Here is a 22,250-nt window from a genome sequence, read left to right as displayed (position 1 = left end):
CGTCAAGAGAGCGCGCTGATCATGTCGGGACGGAAGCCCGCCCAATGCTGCTCGCCGGCGATGACGACGGGCGCCTGCATGTAGCCGAGGCTGCGGACGCGATCGAGCGCTTCGGCATCCTGCGAGATATCGACGATGTCATAATCGACACCCAACCGGTCGAGGGCGCGGTAGGTGGCAGTGCACTGGACGCAGGCAGGCTTGCTGTAGACGGTAATGGTCATGATATTCCTCGTGACGACGCGATTGGGCGCAGGACATCGATCGGAAATCTGTCGATATCCGTCGAAAAGTTCTCTGATGATTTGAGCTGTGCGGCTGTTTAGCCGCTGGGCGTACTCCGCCCTCTACCTTGAGCGGGTGGCGGCCTGAACTGAGATACTGACATGACTTCACCCCGAAGTGGCTCAATGCGAAGGTTTCGGGGGCGGAGGTTCGGGCCTGCGAAACGCGATGCGGAGATTCCCCGCAGGCATGCAACGCGACCTTCCGGACACCCCGCCCGTGGACGTTTCGTTCGAGGCAGGTCTCCTGGCTCACGGGTCAAAGCGCCTGCCCAGCCTTCCCGGAGCATCATGCTCCAGTGACCTGAAATCGGACAGTTGCTCGCCGCTTACAGTTGCGGGGGCAGCTCCGGCATTGCCGCACCATGATGGCGAAGCGCACCGAATTCCCGTCTTAGCCGCCGATCCTCACGAATCGACGGAACCTCGAACACTAGATATGGTACCCGAATCGCCGATGACGTCAACAAGTTGTTGCGGCGGCGCAGCAATGGCGACAACGAATCGCCGCGCCTGTGTATGATGTGGATAATGAAGCGTTAACGGAAAAGCGCTGTGGAGAACCCATCATAAAAAGAGCCGGCAGAAGCCGGCTCCCCAAACGACATTCATATTTTTATCCGAAGCAACCGCAGTGCGTTGATCGTCACCAGTACGGTGGCGCCGGTATCGGCGAGGATCGCTGGCCAGAGCCCGGTAATGCCGGCGATCGTCGTCACCAGAAACACCGCCTTCAGCCCGAGTGCGATGGTGATGTTCTGCAGGATGTTGCGCATCGTGCGTTTGGAAAGTTCGATCATTCGCGCCACGTCGCCGACGCGTCCGTGCAGCACGGCGGCATCCGCCGTCTCCAGTGCCACATCGGTGCCGCCACCCATGGCGATGCCGATATCGGCAGCGGCCAGCGCCGGAGCATCGTTGATGCCGTCGCCGACCTTGGCGACGATGAAACCCTGGCGCTTCAATTCGCCGACGACCCGCTGCTTGTCCTCCGGCATCATCTCGCCGCGCCAGTCGATGCCGAGCATGCCGGCAACGGCTGCTGCCGTCCGCTTGTTGTCGCCCGTCAACATCATCGCCTTGACGCCTGCTGATTTGAGGGCAGCGAGCCCGGCCTCGGCATCCTCGCGCGGCTCGTCGCGCATCGCGATCAAGCCGGCCGCAACACCATTGACGAGCAGCACCGACACGCTCTTGCCCTCGTCGTTCAGCGCCGTGATGCGTGCATCCTGTTCCGCGCCGAGCGTCCCGCGCTCGCGGGCGGCAGGCGGCGACAGCAGATCCAGCGCCTCACCGCCGACTTTGCCGCTGACACCCTTGCCCGGCAGCGCTTCCAGCTCGAAGGCCGGCGGCACGGGAACACCATCGGCCTTGGCACGGTTGAGGATCGCCAGCGCCAGCGGGTGGCTGGAGCCTTGCTCCAGCACCGCCGCGCGCGACAGCACCTGCGCCTCGCTCAGCCCGAACGAAATGATGTCAGTCACCTGAGGCTTGCCTTCCGTCAGCGTGCCCGTCTTGTCGAAGGCGACCATCGTCACCTTGCCGAGCGTTTCCAGCACCGCGCCGCCCTTCATCAGCAGCCCGCGCCGCGCACCGGATGAAAGCGAGGCGGCGATTGCCGCCGGCGTCGAGATGACGAGCGCGCAGGGGCAGCCGATCAAAAGGATCGCAAGGCCCTTATAGACCCATTCGCCCCACGGCCCAGCAAACAGCAGCGGCGGAACGACCGCGACCAGCGCTGCGACCACGACCACGCCGGGCGTGTAATAGCGCGAGAACCGATCGATGAAGCGCTCCGTCGGCGCCTTCGATTCCTGCGCCTCCTCCACCAGCTTGACGACGCGGGCGATGGTATTGTCGGCGGCAGCCGCCGTGACGCGAACCCTGAGCACCGCGTCGCCATTGACCGTGCCGGCAAAAACGACGGCATCGACGCCCTTGTGTACCGGCGTGCTCTCACCCGTCACCGGCGCCTCGTCGATCGCGCTCTCGCCTGAGAGGATGATGCCGTCCGCCGAGATCCGGTCGCCAGGACGAACCATGATGATGGCGCCGACCGAAAGGCTTTCCGCCGGCACCTCCCGCGTCTGCCCATTGTCTTCGAGCAGCGCGGTCTTCGGCACCAGCGCCGTCAGCGACTGGATGCTTTCGCGCGCCTTGCCCGCTGCCACCCCTTCCAGCAGCTCGCCAACGAGGAACAGGAACACAACGGTTGCCGCCTCTTCGCCGGCATTGATGATGACGGCGCCGACAGCGGCGATCGTCATCAGCATCTCGATCGAAAACGGTGTGCCTGAGAAAGCGGCCATGATAGCGCGCCGGGCGATCGGCACCAGCCCGATCAGCATGGCGACGATGAAGGCATAGGAGGCAACCGCCGGCACGAGATGGCCGACGGCATAGGCTGCAACGAGTGCCGCACCCGAAAGGATGGTCAGCCGGCCCTTCCTACTCTGCCACCAGGGACCGGCCATCGGCGCATGGTCGTGCCCGTGCAGCCCCTCAATTTCCTTCTCGCCATGATCGTCGTGGTCATGACTTGCATGGTCATCGCTATGGCCTGCATGGTCGTGCCCTTCATGATCATGCACCGCATGATCGTGGTCATGGCCCGCGTGATCACGGTGCTCATGTCCATGGTCGTGACGATGCTGCAAGCTGTGGGCATGCGCAGGCGCAGCGTTTCCGGCAAGCGGCGCGACGGAATAGCCGAGCCCGGTCACCTTCTTCTCGATCGCCTTGAGATCACTGCTGCCATCGTGCCGGACGGTCATCGTGCCTGCCATCACCGAAACGGAAACATCGGCGACACCCGCCAAGCGTCTGACCGCCGTATCGATCTTGGTTGCGCAGGAGGCGCAATCCATGCCGCCAACCCGGTATCGTGTCTCGCTCTCAGCCATGATCCGCTTCCTTGTCAAACAGAAGCATCCCTCCTACATCCTCTAGTGACTAGAGGTGCAAGAGGAAAATCATGAAAAAGATCACGATCGGTGAAGCCGCCCGCCAGAGCGGCGTCAAGGTGCCGACGGTGCGTTATTATGAAAGCATCGGCCTGCTCGCGGCCCCGAGCCGCAGCGAGGGCAACCAGCGCTCCTTCGAACCCGCCGATATCCGCCGCCTCGCCTTCATCCGCCACGCCCGCGAACTCGGCTTCGAGATCGAGGCGATCCGCACGCTGCTCACCCTGCAGGACGATCCGCACCAGTCCTGCGCCTCGGCCGACGCCATCGCCAAGGCCCGCCTCATCGAGGTCGAGCAGCGCATCCGCAGCCTGATGGCGCTGAAGGCCGAGCTGGAAACCATGGTGGAAGGCTGCGGCCACGGCCGCGTCGACCAATGCCGCGTCATCGAGGTTCTCGCCGACCACGGCCAGTGCACGCATCCGCACCACTAGAGCATTTCCGTTTTTCTTCGAATCACGAAAATGCTCTATCTCTTTGTTTTCCCGCAATTCCGGACGGAAAACCGCTTCACACTTTTCCTGGAATTGCTCTAATCTCTGCCCTTGCAGGCGATCCGCGCCCGCGCCAAAACTGCATGCAGAGAGAATCGGGCGAAGAGATCAATGAACCAGAAGCGGATTGCAATCATCGGCGGCGGCCCGGCGGGTCTCGCGGCTGCCGAACTGCTTTCCCGTTCCGGTCATGCGGTGACGGTCTATGACGCCATGCCGACCTTTGCCCGCAAGTTCCTGCTGGCCGGCAAATCGGGTCTCAACATCACCCATTCTGAGGATTATGCCCGTTTCACCACGCGTTTCGCCGCGGCCTCCGCCCGTCTGCGCCCCGCTCTTGATGCGTTTACCCCTGATGATATCAGGAATTGGGCAGCAGAGCTCGGGACCGAGACCTTCGTCGGCTCGTCCGGCCGGGTTTTCCCGAAGGTGATGAAGGCCTCGCCTTTGCTCCGCGCCTGGCTCAGGCGGCTGGAGGCACAGGGCGCCACGCTGCGCACCCGCCACCGCTGGACCGGTTTTGCCGAAGACGGCTATGTTTTTGAAACGTCCGAAGGGCGCGGCATCGTCCATTGTGACGCAGCCCTGCTGGCGCTCGGCGGCGCAAGCTGGCCGCGCCTCGGCTCCGATGCTGCCTGGGTGCCTTGGCTGGCCGGCAAGGGTGTGGAAATTGACACTTTTCAACCCGCCAATTGCGGCTTCGTCGTCGGCTGGAGCAGGAATTTCAGCGAGCGTTTCGCCGGCGAGCCGGTGAAATCGGTCACCGCCACGTCCGAGGCCGGCACGTTTCCCGGCGAATTCGTCATCACCGGCAGCGGCATCGAAGGCAGCCTCATCTATACCCATACGGCCGCGTTGCGCGACCGGCTGCTGAACCATGGCAGCGCCGTCCTGACGCTCGACCTCGCACCCGGCCGCACCATCGACAGGCTGAGCCGCGACCTTGCGCGGCAGGACGCCAAATCGAGCTTTTCAAACCGCCTGCGCAAGGGCGCCGGCCTCGAGGGCGTCAAGGCGGCACTGCTGCGCGAACTCGCTCCCGAGCGCGACCGCACCGATCCGGAGCGTCTCGCCGGCATGATCAAGGCTCTGCCGGTGCCGGTGATCGAAACCCGGCCGATCGCCGAAGCGATCTCCTCGGCCGGCGGCATCCGCTGGAGCGGCATCGACGAAAACTACATGTTGAAGGCACTGCCGGGCACTTTCGTCGCCGGCGAAATGCTCGACTGGGAGGCGCCGACTGGTGGCTATCTCCTCACCGCCTGCCTGGCGACCGGCCGGGCGGCAGCCCGTGGCATCGAAGCCTGGCTGCAGCGCTAGAGCGCCGTGCGTTCTTTCGGACGCACAAAGGACGCTCTGACTCTTTCAATCCGCGCTGGCGGCCGTCAGCCCTGAGGCAAAACAACAAGATCATCTCTCGATCAGGCCGAGGCCGGATGGAAGGTCATGGCAAGCCCATTCATGCAGTAGCGAAGCCCGGTTGGCCTCGGGCCGTCATCAAAGACATGGCCGAGGTGACCGCCGCAACGGCTGCAGTGCACGGCGGTACGTGCCATGCTGAAGGTCGTGTCGCCGGTGGTGCCGACGGCATTTTCAAGCGGCGCCCAGAAGCTCGGCCAGCCGGTGCCGCTGTCGAATTTGGTGGTCGAGGAAAAGAGGTCCTGGTCGCAGCCGGCGCAGGCGAAATTGCCCTTTCGCTCCTCATGCAGCAAGGCACTGGTGAAGGGATGTTCCGTCCCCGCCTGGCGCAGAATGACATATTGATCCGGCGTCAGCAGCTTGCGCCATTCCTCCTCGGTGTGGGTCACCGCAAACCTCTCGCCGGCGATCGCCTTGCCGGCCAGGCCTAAGCGAACCACAAGCGCCCCAAAAGCAGCGCCCATCAGCAACAATCGTCTGTTCAGCATGGTCGGATCTCCTCGTCTGGCAAACTTACTTCTGCAAAGAACTACGAAAGAGAGGGGCTTTTGTTACGCCATGGCCGCCAAAACACCGAAATGTGATTTCAGTCACGTTCGTCAGGAAGAGTCGCACGCTGACGACCGCCAGCGCCGGCCGATTGCAAACCAGCCGCTTTTCCATCAGAGTGTGCTGAAATTCGGTGGGAGGAGCCGATGCACGAACACTCAGCGCACGCCGAGCACGTCTACACATCTGCCCAGCGTGATTCTGCGGCGGCCAGTTCTCCTGTTGTCGCCTCATGGCGGCGGTGCATGACCATGCACCAGCTTGCCCCCGAGGACCAGCGGGCTCCACTGCGCCTGACCGACCAGGAATTCCGCCGTGCGCGCGAGCAGTCCGAACAGCTGATCGCCAGCGCGACGGAAGAGCTCGATCGTCTCTTTACCACCGTTGGCAGGGCCGGCTGCTGCCTGCTTCTGACCGACAAGAACGGCATCGCGCTGGAACGCCGGGGCGCTGCCGGCGACGACAAGGAATTCCGCGAACTCGGCCTCTGGACCGGCTCGGTCTGGACAGAGGCCAGCATCGGCACCAACGGCATCGGCACCGCACTTGCCGATGAGCGCGCCGTGGCCATCTTCCGCGATCAGCATTTTTTCAGCTCGAATACCAGCCTTAGCTGCACGACGGCGCCGATCCGCGATCATCGTGGGCGGGTGGCAGCAGCCCTCGACATTTCCACATGCCGCGAAGACGTTAACGAGATGACGCTGGCGATCCTGACGCAGACCGTGCGCGATGCGGCGATGCGCATCGAGCTCAACCTTTTTCGCTCGGCCTTTGCCGGCGCCCGTTTCCTGATGGTCCCGGCCGGCGCCAATTCCGCCGCCGCCCTGCTTGCCGTCGACAGGCACGATCTGGTGCTCGGCGCGACGCGCGCCGCCCGCATCGCGTTGCAGCTGGACGACAAGCGCATCGCCGCCGGCATTCCGGCGGCCGATGTCCTGCACGAGGCTGGCGTCTCCCAGCAGGACGAGATCGTCGAGGCGGAGAAGGCGGCACTCTTGCGGGCGCTGTCGCGCGCCAGCGGCAATGTCTCGCAGGCGGCGATCGCGCTCGGCATCAGCCGCGCCACGCTGCACAGGAAGATGAAAAAGCTCGATCTCCACCGATCGGAGTAAAGGTCCCGATGCTGGAGCAATCGTGACCCGATGCTGTCGCAGGTCTGCGACACTGTGCACTGCGGTATGGAAGACCCACCCTATTCGCTGCGCCAAAACATGCACATTTTCCTCCCACTGGTTCGCTTGGGAACCTGGATCATCAAGGGAGGATGACATGCTTCATCAGAAAATCGTCGAGTCGCCGTTCAAGCTGAAATACGGCAACTATATCGGCGGCGAATGGCGCGAGCCGGTCGAGGGAAAATACTTCGAAAACCTCACGCCCGTCACCGGCGGCAAGCTCTGCGACATTCCCCGCTCCAATGAAAAGGACGTCAACCTCGCACTCGACGCCGCTCATGCGGCAAAGGAAAAATGGGGCCGCACCTCGGTTGCAGAACGCTCCAATATCCTCATGAAGATCGCCCAGCGCATGGAAGACAAGCTGGAATTGCTCGCCCAGGCCGAGACCTGGGACAATGGCAAGCCGATCCGCGAAACCATGGCGGCCGACATTCCGCTGGCAATCGACCACTTCCGCTACTTCGCCTCCTGCATCCGCGCCCAGGAAGGTTCGATCGGCGAAATCGACCACGATACCGTCGCCTATCACTTCCATGAGCCGCTCGGCGTCGTCGGTCAGATTATTCCGTGGAACTTCCCGATCCTGATGGCCACCTGGAAGCTGGCACCTGCGCTTGCCGCCGGCAATTGCGTCGTGCTGAAGCCGGCCGAGCAGACACCGGCCTCGATCCTGCTCTGGGCCGAGATCGTCGGCGATCTCCTGCCGCCCGGCGTGCTCAACATCGTCAATGGTTTCGGCCTCGAAGCCGGCAAGCCGCTGGCGACCAGCCCGCGCGTCGCCAAGATCGCCTTCACCGGCGAGACGACGACCGGTCGGTTGATCATGCAATATGCCAGCCAGAACCTCATTCCGGTGACCCTGGAACTCGGCGGCAAATCGCCGAACATCTTCTTCGCCGATGTGATGGCCGAGGATGACGATTTCCTCGACAAGGCGCTCGAAGGCTTTGCGATGTTTGCCCTCAACCAGGGCGAAGTCTGCACCTGCCCGAGCCGCGCCCTCGTCCAGGAATCGATCTACGACCGCTTCATGGAAAAGGCCGTCAAGCGCGTCGAGGCGATCAAGCAGGGCAACCCGCTCGACACCGCGACGATGATCGGCGCCCAGGCTTCGACGGAGCAGCTGGAAAAGATCCTCGCCTATCTCGACATCGGCAAGCAGGAAGGCGCCGAGGTGCTGACCGGTGGCTCGCGCAACGATCTCGGCGGCGAGCTGGCGAACGGCTATTATGTCAAGCCGACGATCTTAAAGGGTCACAACAAGATGCGTGTGTTCCAGGAGGAGATCTTCGGACCGGTGGTTTCGGTCACGACCTTCAAGAACGAGAAGGAAGCTCTCGAAATCGCCAACGACACGCTCTACGGTCTTGGCGCCGGTGTCTGGAGCCGAGACGCCAATCGCTGCTACCGTTTCGGCCGCGAAATCCAGGCCGGCCGCGTCTGGACCAACTGCTACCACGCCTACCCGGCCCATGCCGCCTTCGGCGGCTACAAGCAGTCGGGCATCGGCCGTGAAACCCACAAGATGATGCTCGACCACTACCAGCAGACCAAGAACATGCTGGTGAGCTACAGCCCGAAAGCGCTTGGCTTCTTCTGAGAAGCTTCTAGCTTGGCGGGAGGGAGTGTCAAAACCCCTCCCCAACCCCTCCCCACAAGGGGGAGGGGCTTAACGCGTTGAATTGCCTCGCTCCAAAAACGTATCTTCTTGCCGAAACTTCAACGAGGTGAGCTATCGGAGCGGCATCGTAAGTCCCTCCCCTTGTGGGGAGGGGTTGGGGAGGGGAATTCTCCTCCCGAAACTTTGGAGGAAGAATGATGGAAACCACCGTCAACGGCGAAGCGCGTGTTCTGGCAACCGACACAGCTCTCGATCTGATCGCAGAAATCAAGCGGGATCATCCCGATATCCTCTTCCACCAGTCCGGCGGCTGCTGCGACGGCTCCTCGCCCATGTGTTATCCGGCTAACGAATTCATGATCGGCGACAGCGACGTCAAGCTCGGCGAGATCGGCGGCGTACCTGTTTATATCAGCGCCAGCCAGTTCGAGGCGTGGAAGCATACGCAGCTGATCATCGACGTCGTGCCCGGCCGCGGCGGCATGTTCTCGCTCGACAACGGCCGCGAGAAGCGCTTCCTGACCCGTTCCCGCCTCTTCGGCGGCGGCGAGGCTTGCGCATTGCCTGATGTGAAGGTCAGGGCGATTTAATGGTCGCCTTATCGGGTGCGAATTTTGCCTGTAGTATTCCCATAGTACCTGCTCTCCACAGCTCTTTGCTACTCTCCGCCAGTTGGTTTCAAAGGGAGGAAACGATGCCAGCTTCAAAGATCCTGATGATAACAGGTGATTTCACCGAAGATTATGAAACGATGGTGCCGTTCCAGACGCTGCTCGCCTGCGGCTATACGGTCCATGCGGTCTGCCCCGGCAAGAACGCTGGCGAGACCGTCGCCACCGCCATCCACGATTTCGAAGGCGACCAGACCTATTCCGAAAAGCGCGGCCATAATTTCGCGCTGAACGCCACTTTCGACAGTGTGTGCGCCGAAGATTACGATGCCCTCGTCATCCCCGGCGGCCGCGCGCCCGAATATCTTCGCCTCAATGCCGACGTCCTCAAATTCGTCCGGCACTTCTTCGACGCAGGAAAACCCGTCGCCGCCATCTGCCATGGCGCACAACTGCTCGCCGCAGCCGGCGTTTTGAAGGGCCGCACCTGCTCGGCCTATCCCGCCTGCCGGCCGGAGGTCGAACTTGCTGGCGGCATTTATGCCGACATCGCTATCAGCGATGCAGTCTCGGACGGCAATCTGGTCACGGCGCCCGCTTGGCCGGCGCATCCGTCGTGGCTGCGCCAGTTCATGGCCGTGCTCGATGCCGCAACACTGCTCGAAACCAACGCCGCCTGAGGAGGGCGGCACCGGGGAGGACGATATGTGTGAACTGTTCATCAAGGCGGATGCTCGGCTCTGGGAAAGCGCCACCCGGTCGCTGCGCATCGACGGCATGGTCACCAGCGTCAGGCTGGAAAATTTCTTCTGGTCGAAGCTGGAGGAAATCGCCCGCCGCGACGGCATGAATGTCGTCCAGCTGATCACCCGGCTGCATCATGAATCGATCGATGCAGGCCACGATCTCGGCAACTTCACGTCCTTCCTGCGGGTCTGCTGCGCTCGCTATCTCGACCTGCAGCTCACCGGCGACATCCCGGCCGATGTCACCCGTCCCATCGCCGGCCTCGACGCGCCTGTCATCCTCGGCCGCGAGCGCGAGAAATATCATTGAAAGCTGGTCCGGCAGACGATCAAAGACGAACGGCCCGCGGATAGCTCCGCGGGCCGTTTCGCAAACATCTGACCTTGTCTTGGGCGGCGGGCTTGCGCTGCAGCGCAGCCTGGATCAACAATGCGCGGCACCGTCCAGCGCGGGCACCGTCAGGAGATCGATTGTCATGAAAGACCAGAAAGCCGTGATCGTCACCGGAGCCGGCGGCAACCTCGGCAGCGCCGTTGTCCGCGAGCTTGCCAATGCCGGCGCAAAACTCGTCTGCATGAACCGTTCGAGCCATGAGCTGGAAGCCTTGGCCGGCGATCTTCCTGCCTCTACGGAATTTCTGTCGATCGCGGGAACGGATCTCACCGATTATGCTTCCTGTGCCGCCGCTGTCGCCCGGGCCGTCAAGCGCTTCGGCGGCGTGAGCGCATTGGTCAACACCGTCGGTGGTTTCCAGATGGGGCCGGTCGGGCCGGAGGCGCCCGCGCAGTGGGAGACGATGATGACCGCAAACGCCCGCACTGCGCTGACCATCAGCGCCGCGGTTCTCCCGACCATGAAGGCGGCCGGCTACGGCCGTATCGTTCATATCGCTGCCGCGCCGGGCCTGAAGGCCGGCGCCAAGCAGGCCGCTTACGCCGCCTCGAAAGCCGCCGTCATCCGGCTGACCGAGGCGATCGCTGCCGAATGCCGCGACGACCGCATCACCGCCAACTGCATCCTGCCCGGGACGATCGACACGCCTGAGAATCGCGCGGCCATGCCCGATGCGAAGACGGACGGCTGGGTATCGCCGCAATCGATCGCCTGCCTCATCGCCTTCCTGATTTCGCCGGCCGCAGCCGTCGTCACCGGCGCGGCAATCCCGGCGACCGGCCGCGAATAACGGAAGACGTGGCGTGATCGATCGCCCGCGATTGCTACTTTGTCGAGATCAGTGGGTGATGACACGACAGAGTCCTGCAAGTTTTATTCAGTGACACACGATCTGGCTTGAGCTTCGGTTCGCCTTGAGGCAGCCTCGTCTGCGTCCTGCTCATGGGACGGGCAGGAGAACAGCGGGCGGACACCATGGTGTTGATGATCGCATTGCGGCGGCATTTGCCAGAAGGCGGATGGTTTCGATGACGGAGGGTCCGGCATTGCGCGCCGTCGGCGCAACCAGCCTGGTGCGCGAGGAATGGTTCCTCGGCGTCAGCGTCGCGACCAGCCTGGCGTTCCTTACCTTCCAGGAGCAGCTCTTCGGGCAGCTTTCCGATCCCCTTTGGTTCACTGTGGTTTTCGTCTGGCTGTTTGCCGTCGTCCTCGGCTCCGCTCTGTCGGTCGTGCGGCATGCGGATCACCTGGCGGAGCGGTTGAAGGAGCCTTACGGCACCCTCATTCTGACGCTCGCCATCACCTCGATCGAGGTGATGGCAATATCCGCCGTCATGCTTCACGGCGAGAACAACCCCACGCTTGCGCGCGACACGCTCTTTGCGGTCGTCATGATCATCCTGAACGGCATGGTCGGCCTGTCCTTGCTGCTGGGCGCATGGCGGCGACCGGAACAACAGCATAACCTGCAGGGCGCCAACGCCTATCTCGGGGTCATCGTCCCGCTGGCGACCCTGAGCCTGGTGATGCCGACATTTCTTGCGGGCCCAGACGGACAGCATCCATCCGCATCGAGACAACTGATACTGGGTATAATATCGGTCGGTCTTTACGCTACGTTTCTGTTTCTTCAGGCCGGCCGTCATCGGGACTATTTCGCCGACGACAGCAATCGGCACGAGCATCATGGTGAACATGCTCCTCCCCGCGGGCCGGTCTGGCCTCATGCCATTCTGCTTTTCGCCTATATGGGTCCCGTCGTCTTTCTGGTCGAACAGCTTGCGCGGCCGATCGATTACATTATCGAAACCCTGCATGCCCCAACCGCATTTGGCGGTGTTGTCATGGCCATCCTTGTGGCGACGCCCGAGGCAATCAGCGCCGTGCGTGCATCCATCGCCAACAATCTTCAGCGCGCCGTCAACATCTTCCTTGGTTCGGTATTGTCGACGATCGGGCTGACCGTGCCGGCGATGCTTGTCATCAGCCGTCTTTACGGGCACCCGGTAACCCTCGGCCTGGAACATGGAGATCTGGTGATGCTCCTGCTCACTCTTGCCGTTAGCATCATCACCTTTGCCAGCGGCCGCACGCATCTCATGCAAGGTGCTGTCCATCTGGTGCTTTTTCTGGCTTACGTGCTGCTGATTTTCCAGCAATGAAACCCGCCCGATTGCGGCCGCACAAGATCAGGAAAGTAAAGAGTTCCGCGCTTGGTCTGTCTTCCGCTATGATAGCAGCACAGCTTGCAAGGTGACTGCAGGACTTACGTGGCGATACGGAGACAGGGCTTGGGCTCACTGTTGGTTGGCGGGCTTGTATTTGTTTTCCTGTCGATGGCAACATCGTTAGGATTGATGGTGCGCGGCCGCTTGCCGGATCACCATCTCAATGCAGAATCCAAGGACGTCATCAGGCTGGCGACCGCAGTGGTGGGAACGCTGTCGGCCCTGGCGCTCGGCCTTCTGATCGCATCCGCCAAGTCGTCCTATGACAATGCCGAAGTGGAAATGAGAACGGCGGCGGCACGGGTACTCCTGCTTGACCGGGTCATGGCGCAATACGGGCCGGAAACCGACAAGGCACGTCAATTGCTGCGTGAACTCATCGAGAAACGGCTGAGCCGTGGCTGGACTGCCGAGACCATCGACGAGACATCCGGCAATGCGCCGGGGGAATATCAGGATATCGAGGCGGTTCAGGCCGACCTTCGATCCCTGGCGCCGAGGGATGCCGTGCAGCACTCTCTCCAGGCGCGTGCGCTGGAAGTGAGCGGCATGGTGGCCGAGACCCACTGGCTGTTGGTCGAATCCGGCAAAGAGGGCTTGCCCTGGGCTTTTTTGACCGTTCTCGTCTGTTGGCTTTCGCTGCTCTTTGCGACCTTCGGGCTGCAGGCGCCGGCCAATCCGACGGTGCTGTCAATTCTGCTCGTCTGCGCCCTGTCCGTCGCCGGCGCCATCTTCCTGGTTTCGGATATGGCGAACCCATATGTTGGGCTGATCCGTGTTTCGGATGCACCACTACAGTTTGCCATCGAACGGCTGGGGAAACCATAGCCGCATCATGGCATCCGTCGAGGACGAGCTCACAGTTTAATTGTGCACCAGCAGCTATTGCAATTTTTAGCAATGCCGCGACATAATATCGCATGCCCGGAACTTTTCGGAGAGGGGTCGTCTCCACCGAGGCACGCATGAAGACTACGGCGCCGCGCGTCTATTCAGACGCGCAAAAGACGCAGTAGCTCGTTGAAATTGCTTCATAATTCAACAAACCGATTCGATTTGATGAATTATGTAGTAGGCTCGTAAACATCGGGGCGGCGGCAATGCGTGTGAGATTGTATCAGGGTCTGCACCTGTCTGTGGTGCTCGCCGGCATGGCAATTCTCAGTGGCTGTGAGGAAAGCGGCAATACTTACGTTGCCCCTCCTCCACCTCCGGTTCGGGTCGCCCAGCCGATCCAGCAACCGGTGACGCTCTATTTCGAACTCACCGGCAACACGGCGCCGCTCAACTCCGTCGATATCGAGGCGCGCGTCCAAGGCTACGTCCAATCGATCGACTACCAGGACGGCATGACGGTGATGAAGGGCACCAAGCTCTTCGGAATTGAACGCAACACCTATCAGGCGCAACTGGATCAGGCGAAGGCGTCACTCGCCTCGCAGCAGGCTTCCCAAGTCGGCGCAAAGCAGGAGTATGACCGCCAGCTCAATCTGTCGAAGCAACAGGTCACCACCCAGACCGCGGTTGACAGCGCCAAGGCGACCCTCGACGAGGCGAATGCATCCATCCTCAACGCTCAGGCCAATCTCGATCTCGCGACGATCAACCTCGGATATACGGAGGTGCTTGCCCCGTTCGACGGCACCGTCACCGATCACCTCGTCGATATCGGCGCGCTCGTCGGCGTATCCGGTCCCACCAAACTCGCCAGCATCGTTCAGACGGATCCGCTTTATGCCTATTTCAACGTCAGCGAAACCCAGGTGCTGATGATCAAGGAAACCCTGGCAAGGCAGGGGCGCACCTTCAAGCAGACGGATCTTCCAAGCATTCCGGCAGAACTCGGCCTGCAGACCGAGGAAGGCTACCCGCATAAGGGACATCTCGATTACGTCTCGCCGCAGCTCGATGCCTCCACAGGCACGCTTCAGGTGCGCGCCCTCTTCGACAACAAGGACCACGCCATGCTGCCCGGTCTCTTCGTGCGGGTTCGGGTGCCGGTCGGCCATAATGACAAGGCTCTGCTGGTGCGCGACGACGCCATCGGGACAAACCAGCTGGGCAGCTACCTGCTTGTTCTCGGCAAGGACGACGTCGTTGAGCAGAAGCAGGTCAAGACCGGCCAGCGTGAAGGTCCGCTTCGGGTTATCCAGTCCGGCCTCGATCCGGCTGACTGGGTGGTGACCCAAGGTATCCAGCAGGCCATTCCCGGCAGCAAGGTCACCCCCGAGAAGATGGAAATGAACCCGACGGCCAATGCCGCCGGCGATGCCAAGGCCAAGACCACCACGCAATGAATCCGCCGCCATGCTTCATCTGAACGTCTAAGGACACCAGCATGATCTCGCGTTTCTTCATCGAGCGACCGATACTCGCCAATGTTCTGGCGTTGGTTTTCGTGCTCATCGGCGCGGTGGCCCTGTTCCAGCTGCCTGTGGCGCAATATCCGAATGTCGTTCCGCCGACGGTGCTGGTGACGACGCGCTTCCCGGGCGCCAGCGCCCAGACCCTCGTCGATACCGTCGCGCTGCCGATCGAGCAGCAGGTCAACGGCGTGCAGGACATGCTCTATATGCAGTCGACGAGCGCCAGCGACGGCACCTATTCCCTGACCGTGACCTTCGCCATCGGAACGGATCCGGACCAGGCCCAGGTTCTGGTGCAAAACCGCGTCGCCATAGCGATGTCATCGCTTCCCGAAGCGGTGCAGCTTCAGGGTGTGACGACGCAAAAGAAGTCGACGGCGATCCTCGGCTTCGTCAGCCTGACCTCGCCCGACAGCCGCTATGACAGCCTGTTCCTGTCGAACTACGCCGTCATCAATCTGCAGAATGAACTCGCCCGCCTGCCGGGTGTCGGCAACGTCACGGTGTTCGGTGCCGGGCAGTATGCCATGCGCATCTGGATGGATCCGAACCTGCTGCAGGCACGCGGCCTGACGCCACAGGATGTGGTCAGCGTCGTGCAGCAGCAGAGCCAGGAGGTTGCCGCCGGCCAGATCGGCATTCCGCCGGTGCCGAAGGGGCAGGTCTTCCAATACACGCTGAACGTCAATGGCCGATTGAACGAGGCGGCCGACTACGAAAACATCGTCGTCAAGGTCGAGAGCGGACAGGGCGGCCGCATTACCCGCATCCGCGATATCGGCCGCGTCGAACTCGGCGCCCAGACTTACAGCCAGTCCTTCATGCAGAACGGCCGACCGGCGGCTGGGATCGGCATTTTTCAGCTGCCGGAGGCGAATGCCATCGCGGTGGCCCAAGCGGTGAACACGAAAATGCAGGAGCTCTCGAAGAGCTTCCCGCCGGGCCTCGAATATCACGTGCCGTTCGACACGACGAAATTCGTCGAGGCTTCCATTGACGAAGTTTACGTCACCTTGATCGAGGCCGGCGTTCTCGTTCTCATCGTCATTCTCGTTTTCCTGCAGGATTGGCGGGCGATGCTGGTGCCGGCGACCACAGTTCCGGTCACCATCATCGGCGCCTTCGCGGCCATGGCGGCACTGGGCTTCACCGTCAACCTGTCGACGCTGTTTGCCATCGTTCTCGCCATCGGCATCGTCGTCGATGATGCCATCGTTATCGTCGAGGGAGTCGCCCGACACATCGAGGCGGGCATGTCCGGCCGAAAGGCGGCCGAAAAGGCGATGGAGGAACTGCTCGGCCCGGTCATCGGCATCACGCTGGTGCTGATGGCCGTTTTCATTCCGGCCGCCTTCCTGCCCGGCCTGACCGGACAGCTCTACCGGCAATTCGCGCTCGTCATCGCCGCCACGGCACTGATCAGCGCGATCAATGCCGTCACGTTGAAACCGACGCAATGCGCCCTTTGGCTGCGGCCGCCGGCCGCGCCCGAGAAACGCAACATCTTCTATCGCGGCTTCAACAGGGTCTATGACAGGGGTGAACGCAGCTATGCCGGGCTGATCGGATCGATGACCCGCCACAGCGGCATCATGGTCATAGCAGCACTTGCGCTGATCGGTGTCGCCGTCTGGGGGCTCGCCCGGCTGCCGACTGCGTTTCTGCCCATCGAGGATCAAGGCTATGTGCTGATCAGCGCGCAGTTGCCAGATGGCGCGTCGAAGGAACGCACGGACACGGTGATGGAAGAGGTCGGCAAGATCGCCGAAGCCACGCCCGGCGTCGATCAGGTGCTGACCATCAGCGGCATTTCCGTTCTCGACAACAATGCCAGCCTGCAGAATGCCGGCGTCGCCTATGTCGTGCTGAAGGATTGGGACGAGCGCGGCAAGGAAAAGGGACAAGATCTGCTGTCGATCTACCAGCATTTGAATGGCGCGCTGCAAAGTGTGCTGGCCGCCAAGACGCTGGTGGTCGTGCCGCCTCCGATCCAGGGCGTCGGCAATGCCAGCGGCTTTACCATGCAGGTCGAGATCAGGAACGGCATTTCCGACTACCCGCTGCTGCAATCGCTTGCCGATACGATCGTCAAGAACGGCAGTGCCCAATCGTCGCTGCAAAGGCTGAGCACGCCTTTTCGCTCGAACGTGCCGCAACTCGCGGTTTCCGTTGATCGGATAAAAGCGGAGACGCTGGGAATTACGGTGGGCCAGGTCTTCTCCGCTCTCTCCGGCTATGTCGGATCGAGCTATGTCACCCAGTTCAACAAATTTGGCCGCACCTTCCAGGTCTATGCGCAAGCCGCTTCCGACTTCCGGGTCAGCGCTGAAGACATCCGCAATCTGAAGGTCAAGGCCGGTGACGGCACGATGGTGCCGCTCGGCACGGTCGTCGATGTCACGACGACACAAGGCCCCTCCCTGATCAGCCTCTACAATCTCTACCCGTCCGCAACCATCGTTGGCGGGCCTGCCGCCGGCTTCAGTTCCGGCCAATCGCTCGACGTCATGGAGCAGATTGCCGATCAGACACTGCCGCCGGGCACGGGCTTCGAGTGGACGGCGCTGTCCTATCAGGAGAAGGCCGTGGGCGGGCAGATCTATTTCATCTTCGCGCTTGCCATGCTCCTCGTCTATTTCGTGCTCGCCGGCCAGTATGAAAGCTGGCTCTTGCCGCTGGCAGTCCTTCTCGCCGTGCCGCTCGCTCTCCTCGGCACGGTGGCAGCGCTTATGGCAGCCGGCGTTGCCAACAACCTCTATACGCAGATCGGCCTTATCCTGCTGATCGCGCTTGCGTCGAAGAATGCCATCCTGATCGTCGAATATGCTAGGGAAAGGCGGGCGGAAGGCATGGAAATACTGGATGCGGCCGTCGAAGCCGCCCGCTTGCGTTTCCGGCCAATTCTGATGACGTCCTTCGCTTTTATCCTCGGCGTCCTGCCGCTGGTGCTGGCGACCGGCGCCGGCGCATCCGCCCGCAAATCGATCGGCATATCTGTTTTCAGTGGCATGATCGCCTCGACCTGCCTCGCCGTGCTCTTTGTCCCGTCCTTCTACGTCCTGTTGCAGCGCCTCGAGGAATATTGGAAAGGGCGCACAAAGACCGCGGGCCTCGCCGAAACGGAGATATCGAAGGTTCAGTAAGGCTGTGGCAACAGCCTGTCGCGCGATCACTTGCGGTTTCGCGCGGAAGCAGGTTGCCGTTGGGGGGCTCCTCAGCCGGAGATTCGAACAGACGCTATAGTCCCGAGGTCAGCACCCTATGACAGGCAGGCGACACGCGTTGCAGATTGTCCCGCAGGCAAGCCATAGCTCGCCCTCCGCCCAAAGGCACCATGCGACACAGCGCCTGAAAATCCGATCCGCAGGTTTCGCGCAGGATCATCAGTTCCTCGCGTGGCGAGAAGGCCGGCATCATGGCTCGAGGAGCAGGCGTCGTCGCAACCGTCGCCGCGGCACCGCCGGCGGCTGGGGTTGATCCGACTGATCCTCCGCCGGTTGATCCTCCCAATGCCGCAACGGCTTGCTGACACGGCGCCGACAGAGCGGCATTGTGCTGCTGCAGGCAACTGAGTGCTTCGGAGCCGCCCGGTGTGACGCCGGAGCATTGCGCCAGGAAATCGCGTTGGCAGGCCGATTTGACGGCGTTGCGCTGCGCCTGCGTCGGCTGATGCGCCGGTGCGCCCGTCGCAGGTGCCGGACTGGTCGCCCCAGTCGTTGCTGGCGCCGCCGGAGCCGGCTCCGCAGATGTCGACTTGGGTTTGCTCACCGCCGACACCGCCTTCCGGCAGCCCGCTGACAGTGTGGCATTATGCTGTTGCAGACAGGTGAGCGCCTCGATGCCGCCCGGCGTCACCCCTGAACATTGCGCTATGAAATCGGAGCGGCATTCCGCCCTGATCGCATTGCGCTGCTCTTCAGTCGGCGCCTGCGCGGAAGCGACACCGGCAAAGAGCACCACGACAAAGAGCGCTGGCAATCCCGAGACTGTAAACGGAAGACGACACCTTGCGTGCGGAGCCGTCAGTAAAGAAGATGCCCATTTTCGCATTATTCCTCCCCCCATAAATCTCTGATCTACTTCATGAAGTCGAACACCCTGCTGAATAGGATAATAAACGCCCGCCAATTGGAGGGACGTTGCTTGCCGCTGCGAAAATATTAAAACGCCGGCTCCACGTATATTAGAATATTGCTATTTTAGCAACGATCGTGCGCCTGAAAACTGATCAAGGGAAACGTATCACTCATCAGCCTTCTGATCGGAAACCATGCATCTCAAAGCAAATTAACAGGTTCTGCGAATACATGCTGCTGTTATGCCGCAGCCTCGTACCCTCTTGAAGCCGGGCTCTCGCGGCCTTCAAGCCGAAAGCGTGCAATCATGTCGGTAAGTGCAAGCGCCTCGGACGATAGCTGTCGGGTGGCAGCATTCGTCTCTTCCACCATCGCCGCATTTTGTTGCGTCATTCGATCAATATCGTTCACCGATGCGTTGATCGAATGGAGTGTCGTCGCTTGGTCGCGGCTTGACGAGGCGATGAGCTCGATATGACCGACGATGTGGACGATCTCGCTGGAAATCTCCATCAGCGCATTGCCGGTGCGGCCGACGAATTCGGAGCCGGACGCAACCTCGCGGACGGAATTGTTGATGAGTTCGCCGATTTCCTTGGCTGCGCGAGCCGATCGCTGCGCCAGCTCCCGCACCTCCTGTGCCACGACAGCAAAGCCCTTGCCGGCCTCACCCGCTCTTGCCGCTTCGACTCCCGCATTTAGGGCCAAGAGATTGGTCTGGAAAGCGATGGCGTCGATGGCGCTGACAATCTGAACAATCTTGCCCGACGCGTCCTCAATCCGTCCCATGGCCGAAACCGCGTTTTGGACCACCGAAGCCGAGGCGTCGGCGCCCTGTTTGGCGCGTTGGACAAGCGCAAGCGCTGCTGCTGCCCGTCCCGAAGAGGTGTTGACGGCGGAAGAAATCTCCTCCACTGCCGCTGCGGTTTCTTCAAGTGCAGCCGCCTGCTTTTCCGTTCGGCTGGCCAGGTCATCAACGGCTTCCGCCATCTGTCGGCCATTGTCGCTGATAAGAGAAGACGTCTCGCGGATATCGCAGAGCGTCTCCCTGAGACCCGCCACCGACATGTTGAAATCGGTGCGGATCCGGTCGAGTTCGGAGGCAAAGGGCGTATCGATCGAAAAATTCAACTCCCCGCGCGACAGCCGTGTGAGTCCCTCTGCAAGCGCCTCGATTGCGGCGTCAACCTGGGCTTTGGCGCTACGTCGCTCGAGTTCGTTGAGGGCGCGCTCAGATTCCGCATCACTACGCGCGATCTCGGCCTGTTGTTCCATTTCGACATTCGACAGGGCATTTTGTTTGAAGACGGAAAGCGCACGCGCCATTTCCCCGATTTCGTCGCCCCGTGCCTCGCCGGTAATTGCGGTATCGAGCCTTCCCTCTGCGATCTTGCGCATCGCTGCGGTAATCTGGGTGATCGGTCCCTTCAGGGTGACGACCAGCGCCGCACCCGCGGTCATAGCGATCAGTATGCCGATGACAATCGCGCCGCCGGATATCCTATTGGCCTGTTGACGATCCTGCCCAGCATTTTGCCTCTGTGTCTCGGCGAATTGAGCAAGCAGGTTCCAGGTGTTGTCGATCTGCCCAGCAGCGCTGTCGAACTCAGCCAGCTTGCGCACCGCACCTTCGGAGAGCGCTGCCGCGTTCGCCGCAAGCAAATCGAGGACGGGTTGAGCCTTCTTCGGAATTTCGGCAAAGACCGGATCGTCGTTCACCACGCCGGCGAGACGGCCGAGCTCGGTCTGATACATGTAGATCGACTGCTGGACTTTCTTCACTCGCGCGTCGTCTGGATTGCCGGCGAGTTCGGCGAAGCCGACGCGGATCTCGTTATTGCTGTTAACGATGGCGCGCAGTTCGTTGCCGACATTCGTCGCCTGAGAGATATCCTTGTCCGACGCGGCAAGCGCAAGCACGGAGGTCCGCATCAGATCGTCGCCAATCGTCTTGAGACTGTCGCCAGTTGCAGCAAGATTGGCGACGGCGGCATCCGTTGTTGGGACATCCAAAGTGTCAGGCGACACCTTCGAAGCGTTGGCGATGGCATCCACAGCAGCGGCATACTGCGCGGCGAGGGCTTCGGTCGCTACAGCAGGCGAAAGCTGCTCCTTGGCCTTTTGCAAATCGGGCGCATATTTGGCTAGCAGGCTAACTTTGTCAGCCGGCGTCGTCGCGTTCGCATAGTCATTGCGAAGTTTTGTCGCGACACTGGCGGCGGCGCTGATGGAAACGGAATTGCTCAGGCCGCTCTTGTTGGCATTTTCCATCTTTTTCGCACTGGCCATCAGCATGAACGAGCGCTTGCCAACCTGCCCTTGCAGGTCAAGAAGTGCCGCGGAAGCAGCGTCCACATCACTGAGAATTTTCTGCTGTCCCGTTGCGATTTGCCAAATCGCTTCGATCTTTTGTGGAATGATTTGCGATTGATCAAGCGCCCGGTCAAGAAGCCCCACATCAGTCGTCGCCCTTAGCCTCTCGATCGTCTGCTTCAGGTTTGCCAGTTGCTCTCGGGCGTCCGCAAGCGCGGTATCACGAGCTTCCTGCGACGGCTTCATCAGAAAGCCGGTCATGCTGGAAGAAACATGTTTGAACCCGTTCAGGGACTGCAAAACGTGGTTGGAGATCTCCATCCGTCCCTCGAGAAGGCTGGACGCGTAGTACCCCGTCAGTCCCACTGCGCATAGGCTAATGACGAATGGCGCCAAAAGTACGAGCACCTTCGTCTGAATGCGAACCCGCGACATCAAACCATTTACCACGAATGCACCCTCGCCACCGATTGGAGCTAAGCTGTCATTCTTTGTTTAAGAACCGATAAATGGGTTGATTCGAGAACTATGCACGCTTCACCTATCGAGGCGAGGACGTGGTTCAGACGCTCGAACGGGCATATAGGCAGATCGGCCATTCATCATCGCCTGGCCTTGTTGCGGCCCCCTGCTGAGGGGTTAACTCCTCGATCACATCTGGAAACGCAAAAAGCCCTCCTTGTCGGAGGGCTTTTGTGTTTTGGTCTCTGGAGTGTATTGGGGAATCTGGTTGCGGGGGCATGCTTTGCCCCGTTCGGGTCTTAAAACAGTCCAGTGGACTGTTTTATCGGGCGAGGCCCGAGCGACCGCTCACCCTTCAGGTTATGAGCCTGGCGAGGCGAGGCGGATAAGTAATCGATCGAGTGAATCGATTGTCCGCCGAGCGGGCTGCTCCACGAAGAGCGTTTGATTTTTGGAAGGAAGTTTGGTTTCGGTTTCAGGATTTGTGTTTTCTGTCCCGCTGCGTCGGCTTCGCCTTCTTGCGGGGGCCTGAAGCCACAGAGA

At 61.3% G+C, this 22,250-nt stretch carries 17 protein-coding genes and 1 riboswitch; of the genes, 12 read left to right on the top strand and 5 right to left on the bottom strand.

All coding sequences use genetic code 11. The features are described from left to right. Positions 1-2: 2 nt before the first annotated feature. Together nrdH and G9X67_RS34205 are read right to left on the bottom strand one after the other, a co-directional pair. Positions 3-224: a glutaredoxin-like protein NrdH gene (nrdH, locus tag G9X67_RS34210; RefSeq protein ID WP_018243700.1), complete on the bottom strand. Its 222-nt coding sequence runs from the start codon at positions 222-224 to the stop codon at positions 3-5. A gap of 279 nt (positions 225-503) precedes the next feature. Further along, positions 504-728: riboswitch (cobalamin riboswitch) on the bottom strand. A 164-nt stretch (positions 729-892) separates the two neighbouring features. Then, the gene (locus G9X67_RS34205; protein ID WP_138334973.1) at positions 893-3,187 is read right to left on the bottom strand and encodes a heavy metal translocating P-type ATPase; all 2,295 of its coding nucleotides are present in this window, start codon (positions 3,185-3,187) and stop codon (positions 893-895) included. A 71-nt stretch (positions 3,188-3,258) separates the two neighbouring features. Between G9X67_RS34205 and G9X67_RS34200 the strand changes: the two genes are divergently transcribed. Together G9X67_RS34200 and G9X67_RS34195 are read left to right on the top strand one after the other, a co-directional pair. Then, entirely contained in the window at positions 3,259-3,681 is a 423-nt protein-coding gene (locus tag G9X67_RS34200) for a helix-turn-helix domain-containing protein (RefSeq protein WP_171600729.1), read from the top strand. Between the two features lie 171 nt (positions 3,682-3,852). Then, complete coding sequence (locus tag G9X67_RS34195; protein ID WP_138334970.1) at positions 3,853-5,061, top strand: TIGR03862 family flavoprotein; 1,209 nt, start codon at positions 3,853-3,855, stop codon at positions 5,059-5,061. 101 nt (positions 5,062-5,162) lie between these two features. On the opposite strand, the gene msrB is transcribed toward G9X67_RS34195, so the two are convergent. Next, positions 5,163-5,648: a peptide-methionine (R)-S-oxide reductase MsrB gene (gene msrB / locus G9X67_RS34190; protein WP_171600728.1), complete on the bottom strand. Its 486-nt coding sequence runs from the start codon at positions 5,646-5,648 to the stop codon at positions 5,163-5,165. 207 nt (positions 5,649-5,855) lie between these two features. On the opposite strand from msrB, the gene G9X67_RS34185 reads away from it, so the two are divergent. From G9X67_RS34185 to G9X67_RS34140, 10 genes are all read left to right on the top strand, one after another. Further along, positions 5,856-6,824: a helix-turn-helix domain-containing protein gene (locus G9X67_RS34185; protein ID WP_138334968.1), complete on the top strand. Its 969-nt coding sequence runs from the start codon at positions 5,856-5,858 to the stop codon at positions 6,822-6,824. A 157-nt stretch (positions 6,825-6,981) separates the two neighbouring features. Continuing rightward, on the top strand, positions 6,982-8,490 hold the full coding sequence (gene adh / locus G9X67_RS34180; protein ID WP_138334967.1) for an aldehyde dehydrogenase: 1,509 nt from the start codon (positions 6,982-6,984) through the stop codon (positions 8,488-8,490). A 218-nt stretch (positions 8,491-8,708) separates the two neighbouring features. Then, positions 8,709-9,101: a DUF779 domain-containing protein gene (locus G9X67_RS34175; protein WP_138334984.1), complete on the top strand. Its 393-nt coding sequence runs from the start codon at positions 8,709-8,711 to the stop codon at positions 9,099-9,101. 104 nt (positions 9,102-9,205) lie between these two features. Continuing rightward, the gene (locus G9X67_RS34170; protein WP_171600727.1) at positions 9,206-9,802 is read left to right on the top strand and encodes a DJ-1/PfpI family protein; all 597 of its coding nucleotides are present in this window, start codon (positions 9,206-9,208) and stop codon (positions 9,800-9,802) included. 25 nt (positions 9,803-9,827) lie between these two features. After that, positions 9,828-10,178: a ribbon-helix-helix domain-containing protein gene (locus tag G9X67_RS34165; protein ID WP_138334965.1), complete on the top strand. Its 351-nt coding sequence runs from the start codon at positions 9,828-9,830 to the stop codon at positions 10,176-10,178. A 166-nt stretch (positions 10,179-10,344) separates the two neighbouring features. Then, positions 10,345-11,052, top strand: coding sequence for an SDR family NAD(P)-dependent oxidoreductase (locus G9X67_RS34160; RefSeq protein ID WP_171600726.1), 708 nt, complete (start codon positions 10,345-10,347; stop codon positions 11,050-11,052). Positions 11,053-11,290: 238 nt separating this feature from the next. Continuing rightward, complete coding sequence (locus G9X67_RS34155) at positions 11,291-12,424, top strand: calcium:proton antiporter (protein ID WP_138334963.1); 1,134 nt, start codon at positions 11,291-11,293, stop codon at positions 12,422-12,424. Between the two features lie 129 nt (positions 12,425-12,553). After that, positions 12,554-13,318, top strand: a complete 765-nt coding sequence (locus G9X67_RS34150) for a DUF4239 domain-containing protein (protein WP_138334962.1) — start codon at positions 12,554-12,556, stop codon at positions 13,316-13,318. A 272-nt stretch (positions 13,319-13,590) separates the two neighbouring features. After that, the gene (locus G9X67_RS34145) at positions 13,591-14,787 is read left to right on the top strand and encodes an efflux RND transporter periplasmic adaptor subunit (protein WP_138334961.1); all 1,197 of its coding nucleotides are present in this window, start codon (positions 13,591-13,593) and stop codon (positions 14,785-14,787) included. A 41-nt stretch (positions 14,788-14,828) separates the two neighbouring features. Beyond that, the gene (locus G9X67_RS34140) at positions 14,829-17,999 is read left to right on the top strand and encodes a multidrug efflux RND transporter permease subunit (RefSeq protein WP_171600725.1); all 3,171 of its coding nucleotides are present in this window, start codon (positions 14,829-14,831) and stop codon (positions 17,997-17,999) included. A gap of 94 nt (positions 18,000-18,093) precedes the next feature. Here the strand turns inward: G9X67_RS34140 and G9X67_RS34135 are convergent, their stop codons facing one another. Both G9X67_RS34135 and G9X67_RS34130 read right to left on the bottom strand, forming a co-directional pair. Continuing rightward, positions 18,094-18,906 (bottom strand): hypothetical protein, encoded by an 813-nt coding sequence (locus G9X67_RS34135; RefSeq protein ID WP_171600724.1) that lies wholly within the window; start codon positions 18,904-18,906, stop codon positions 18,094-18,096. 266 nt (positions 18,907-19,172) lie between these two features. Next, positions 19,173-21,695 carry a methyl-accepting chemotaxis protein gene (locus G9X67_RS34130; protein WP_171600723.1) on the bottom strand — a complete coding sequence of 841 codons (2,523 nt, stop codon included), beginning with the start codon at positions 21,693-21,695 and terminating at the stop codon, positions 19,173-19,175. Positions 21,696-22,250: the final 555 nt, after the last annotated feature.

This window comes from Rhizobium sp. WYCCWR 11152, assembly GCF_013087615.1.
GTDB classification, from domain to species: Bacteria; Pseudomonadota; Alphaproteobacteria; order Rhizobiales; family Rhizobiaceae; genus Rhizobium; species Rhizobium indicum.
The sequence above is the reverse complement of the archived record's forward strand: the minus strand, read 5'-3'. Positions and strand labels throughout refer to the sequence as shown.

What these genes read in the sequence shown, in the direction of transcription:
- G9X67_RS34200 (WP_171600729.1), top strand. Translation starts at nt 3,259, where the DNA reads ATGAAAAAGATCACGATCGGTGAAGCCGCCCGCCAGAGCGGCGTCAAG.
- adh (WP_138334967.1), top strand. Translation starts at nt 6,982, where the DNA reads ATGCTTCATCAGAAAATCGTCGAGTCGCCGTTCAAGCTGAAATACGGC.
- msrB (WP_171600728.1), bottom strand. Translation starts at nt 5,648, where the DNA reads ATGCTGAACAGACGATTGTTGCTGATGGGCGCTGCTTTTGGGGCGCTT.
- G9X67_RS34205 (WP_138334973.1), bottom strand. Translation starts at nt 3,187, where the DNA reads ATGGCTGAGAGCGAGACACGATACCGGGTTGGCGGCATGGATTGCGCC.
- G9X67_RS34155 (WP_138334963.1), top strand. Translation starts at nt 11,291, where the DNA reads ATGACGGAGGGTCCGGCATTGCGCGCCGTCGGCGCAACCAGCCTGGTG.
- nrdH (WP_018243700.1), bottom strand. Translation starts at nt 224, where the DNA reads ATGACCATTACCGTCTACAGCAAGCCTGCCTGCGTCCAGTGCACTGCC.
- G9X67_RS34175 (WP_138334984.1), top strand. Translation starts at nt 8,709, where the DNA reads ATGGAAACCACCGTCAACGGCGAAGCGCGTGTTCTGGCAACCGACACA.
- G9X67_RS34145 (WP_138334961.1), top strand. Translation starts at nt 13,591, where the DNA reads ATGCGTGTGAGATTGTATCAGGGTCTGCACCTGTCTGTGGTGCTCGCC.
- G9X67_RS34165 (WP_138334965.1), top strand. Translation starts at nt 9,828, where the DNA reads ATGTGTGAACTGTTCATCAAGGCGGATGCTCGGCTCTGGGAAAGCGCC.
- G9X67_RS34170 (WP_171600727.1), top strand. Translation starts at nt 9,206, where the DNA reads ATGCCAGCTTCAAAGATCCTGATGATAACAGGTGATTTCACCGAAGAT.
- G9X67_RS34160 (WP_171600726.1), top strand. Translation starts at nt 10,345, where the DNA reads ATGAAAGACCAGAAAGCCGTGATCGTCACCGGAGCCGGCGGCAACCTC.
- G9X67_RS34185 (WP_138334968.1), top strand. Translation starts at nt 5,856, where the DNA reads ATGCACGAACACTCAGCGCACGCCGAGCACGTCTACACATCTGCCCAG.
- G9X67_RS34140 (WP_171600725.1), top strand. Translation starts at nt 14,829, where the DNA reads ATGATCTCGCGTTTCTTCATCGAGCGACCGATACTCGCCAATGTTCTG.
- G9X67_RS34135 (WP_171600724.1), bottom strand. Translation starts at nt 18,906, where the DNA reads ATGCGAAAATGGGCATCTTCTTTACTGACGGCTCCGCACGCAAGGTGT.
- G9X67_RS34195 (WP_138334970.1), top strand. Translation starts at nt 3,853, where the DNA reads ATGAACCAGAAGCGGATTGCAATCATCGGCGGCGGCCCGGCGGGTCTC.